The 2,864-nt window shown below is 50.6% G+C and carries 5 protein-coding genes; 3 read left to right on the top strand and 2 right to left on the bottom strand.

Annotation, left to right across the window (positions count from 1 at the left end; genetic code table 11):
• From PHV74_15995 to PHV74_15985, 3 genes are all read left to right on the top strand, one after another.
• On the top strand, nt 1-192 hold a 192-nt coding region (locus PHV74_15995), incomplete at its 5' end, for a hypothetical protein (GenBank protein MDD5095853.1).
• A 158-nt stretch (nt 193-350) separates the two neighbouring features.
• The gene (locus PHV74_15990; GenBank protein MDD5095852.1) at nt 351-827 is read left to right on the top strand and encodes a MaoC family dehydratase N-terminal domain-containing protein; all 477 of its coding nucleotides are present in this window, start codon (nt 351-353) and stop codon (nt 825-827) included.
• Nucleotides 828-850: 23 nt separating this feature from the next.
• On the top strand, nt 851-1,318 hold the full coding sequence (locus PHV74_15985) for a MaoC/PaaZ C-terminal domain-containing protein (protein ID MDD5095851.1): 468 nt from the start codon (nt 851-853) through the stop codon (nt 1,316-1,318).
• 89 nt (nt 1,319-1,407) lie between these two features.
• Here the strand turns inward: PHV74_15985 and PHV74_15980 are convergent, their stop codons facing one another.
• Both PHV74_15980 and PHV74_15975 read right to left on the bottom strand, forming a co-directional pair.
• Nucleotides 1,408-2,460 carry a mechanosensitive ion channel family protein gene (locus tag PHV74_15980; GenBank protein MDD5095850.1) on the bottom strand — a complete coding sequence of 351 codons (1,053 nt, stop codon included), beginning with the start codon at nt 2,458-2,460 and terminating at the stop codon, nt 1,408-1,410.
• A gap of 39 nt (nt 2,461-2,499) precedes the next feature.
• Nucleotides 2,500-2,864 (bottom strand): deaminase (locus tag PHV74_15975; GenBank protein ID MDD5095849.1); only part of this gene is annotated, 365 nt, incomplete at its 5' end.

Genomic DNA, 2,864 nt, shown 5'->3' with positions numbered 1-2,864 from the left:
CAGAAGCTTGAAGAGGTTATGCGATTCATCGATAAGGCCAATCTTGAACTTGTGGCTATCCATGTGGATGAGTCTCCGACCAGCGGCACCAAAGACCTTATTATCCAGGTGAATACTAATGATGCCAGTAAATTCATCGAGGATTTGATCGGGCGGGGATACAAAGTAGAAGTCAGAGAGCGTAAAATTTAACCAACTCCTAATTTGGGATATAAGGAAGGGCAGGCTTTTGGAGCCTGCCCTTCCTTATATCCCAAATCGCCAATCAGCGGGTTGACAGAGCAACTCAAAACGTTTACGATTTGAACGGTGTTCCAATACTTCCAGAAAAGGTATAAAGGGGGACAAACATGGCATCTGAAAACATAAAAAAGCTCGTAGGTAAAGCGGGAGAACTCCGGTTGTTCGAGGTAGAAAAGGGAGCCATTAAAAGGTTTGCTGATGCAGTAGGCGAAACTAATCTGCTCTATTGGGATGATGATTATGCGCGGAACTCAAGATATGGCTCGATCATAGCCCCACCTGGATTCTTCGGCTGGCCTACCAAATGGACAGGAGTCATGCCGTTCCGGGATAGCCTGCAACAAGATGTGGTGGATGTTATGGCAAGCGAAGGTTATACTCGCATACTTGATGCTGGCATCGAGTATGAGTTCTATCGGCCGGTTCGGGCCGGAGATGTTCTGGCAGCCTTACCCAAGGTCGTTTCAATAGAAGAAAAAGCAGCCAAAGCTGGTTCAATGTTTGTGGCAAGTATCGATACGACGTTCACCAATCAGCATGGCGATCTGATAGCCAAACAGCGCAAGAACATGATTATTCGCTAACTCAACAACCTTTGGAGGAAAAAATGGCAAAGCAATTATATTGGGAAGATTTGGAAGTAGGCACTCAGATAACTCCTCTATCTAAGGTGGCTTCGAGTGTGATGCTAGTCAAATGGGCGGGCGCTTCGGGAGACTTCAATCCGCTTCACTATGAGGATGCGTTCGCTGCTGCACAGGGTGTTGGCAAGCCAATTGTTCACGGCCAGTTGAAACGTACGTGGATGGTCCAGATGGTTACTGACTGGATGGGAGAGGCGGCCACTCTGAAGAAGTTTTCCGTCCAATTTAGAGCGATGGACTACCCTCGTCTGATGAATACCATGACTGAGTACAAAGACGGGGAGACCTGGTGGTGTAAAGGCGCCATTACCAAAAAATATGAAGCTGGCGGCGCTCATATTGTCGATTGTGATCTGTGGGTCGAGAACGGAAAGGGCGAGAAGACGACACTGGGCGCTGCCACCGTTGCGTTCCCGTCCAAGAAAAAATAATCGGTCAAAGTGCCCGAAAATCAGAGGCCGTTCGTATGTCGCGACCAAAGTGAGTACGAACGGCCTTTTTGTTTCTTAGGAAAGTTGCATCAGTTGCCGCTGAGATAAACCTTGCGAACGGGGTATTCAATGACGATGCCCTCTTCGGTAAAGCGCTTATGCAGCGCCTTGATGAGCGCATCCTTCAGAGCGAACTGCCCCTGGCGGTTTACGGATTTGAGGCCAACAATGAAGTTGATATTGGAATCGCCGAACCCCGTGAATCTCATGGTGGGCTCCTCGTTCTTGACCCCCTCCGGGAGACGCTGGACCACTTCTCGAGCCACTTCCCGCACCACCTGTTCCACCCTTGCCAGGTCGCTGGCGTAGCTCACGCCGCAGTTGATAGTGAACCACATCGCCTCGTTTCCTGCCTCATAGTCGGTGACCACGGACTCCGAGAGTTTGGAGTTGGGCATCACCACCAGGTTCCCCTGCCAGGTCCTGAGCTTGGTGCTGCGCCAGCTGATCTCTTCTACAACCCCTTCAGGGCCTCCATCCATGCTGATGTAGTGTCCCTTTTTGATGACGCCATCGGCGGCCACGTAGGAGCCGGCCAGAAGATTTGTCAGGGTGGACTGGAGGGCCAGTGCCACAGCCAATCCGCCGATGCCCATGCTGGCGATAAAGGGGCTGATCTCGATATTGAATCGAGACAGAATGATCATGAAGGCGATAGCATAAATGATTACCGTGCTGACCTTTCGCAATATGGGCAGGAGTTTATCATCGATATCGGTCTTGGTCCGGATGGCTATCTCCATCCCATACCATGTAAGCAATGCTCCGACGATTCTGGTCAGAGACATGGCAATGATGGCGATGTAAATGGCGATGAAGGCTTTTTCGATATTGGGGTCTTGATTGGTGGATTGGGCCAGGGCCAGCCAGATTCCCAGCGAAACAATCCCCAGGAAAAGAGGCACCCGGAGAGCCTGGATGATCAGGTCATCCAGCTTGGTCTTGGTCCGTCTGGCGAATACGCCGATGACTTCCATGAGGATGTAACGGGAGGCAAAAGCAAACCCCAGAGAAAAGAGGAAAATCCCTGCGGAGATCGCATATCTCACCCATGGGTCAACATCTTTAAGATCGATATCCATATATAGCCTGCCCTTTCATGTGAGGTTGTGATAGCCAATCTACTCCAAGTGCGTGATCGTGGTTGATGGCCTTTGAAAGATACCCACTGTAATTCCGGCTTCGCGAAAGAGGTCTTGGAAGGAATCGTCAGCATATTTTCCGAAGCTTACAAATCGGCTGATCCTGGCGTTGACCAGCATCTTGGCGCAGAGGATACAGGGAGTATGGGTGCAATAAATAGTGGCGCCCTCAAGGCTCACTCCGTGAAGCGAAGCCTGGATAATACAGTTTTGCTCAGCATGAATTGCCCGGCAAATCTCGTGGCGGGTGCCGGAAGGGATAGCGTTGGCATCTCGCAAACAGCCTAACTCCAGACAATCTTTGAGTCCGGCCGCAGCTCCGTTATAACCGGTAGACAAGATGT

This window comes from Dehalococcoidia bacterium, from assembly GCA_028711995.1.
Classification (GTDB): Bacteria; Chloroflexota; Dehalococcoidia; order SZUA-161; family SpSt-899; genus JAQTRE01.
Note: the sequence above shows the minus strand (reverse complement) of the source record. Positions and strands in the feature narration are given on the sequence as shown.

Coding starts and splice junctions, on each gene's coding strand:
- PHV74_15990 (MDD5095852.1), top strand. CDS start 351: ATGGCATCTGAAAACATAAAAAAGCTCGTAGGTAAAGCGGGAGAACTC.
- PHV74_15985 (MDD5095851.1), top strand. CDS start 851: ATGGCAAAGCAATTATATTGGGAAGATTTGGAAGTAGGCACTCAGATA.
- PHV74_15980 (MDD5095850.1), bottom strand. CDS start 2,460: ATGGATATCGATCTTAAAGATGTTGACCCATGGGTGAGATATGCGATC.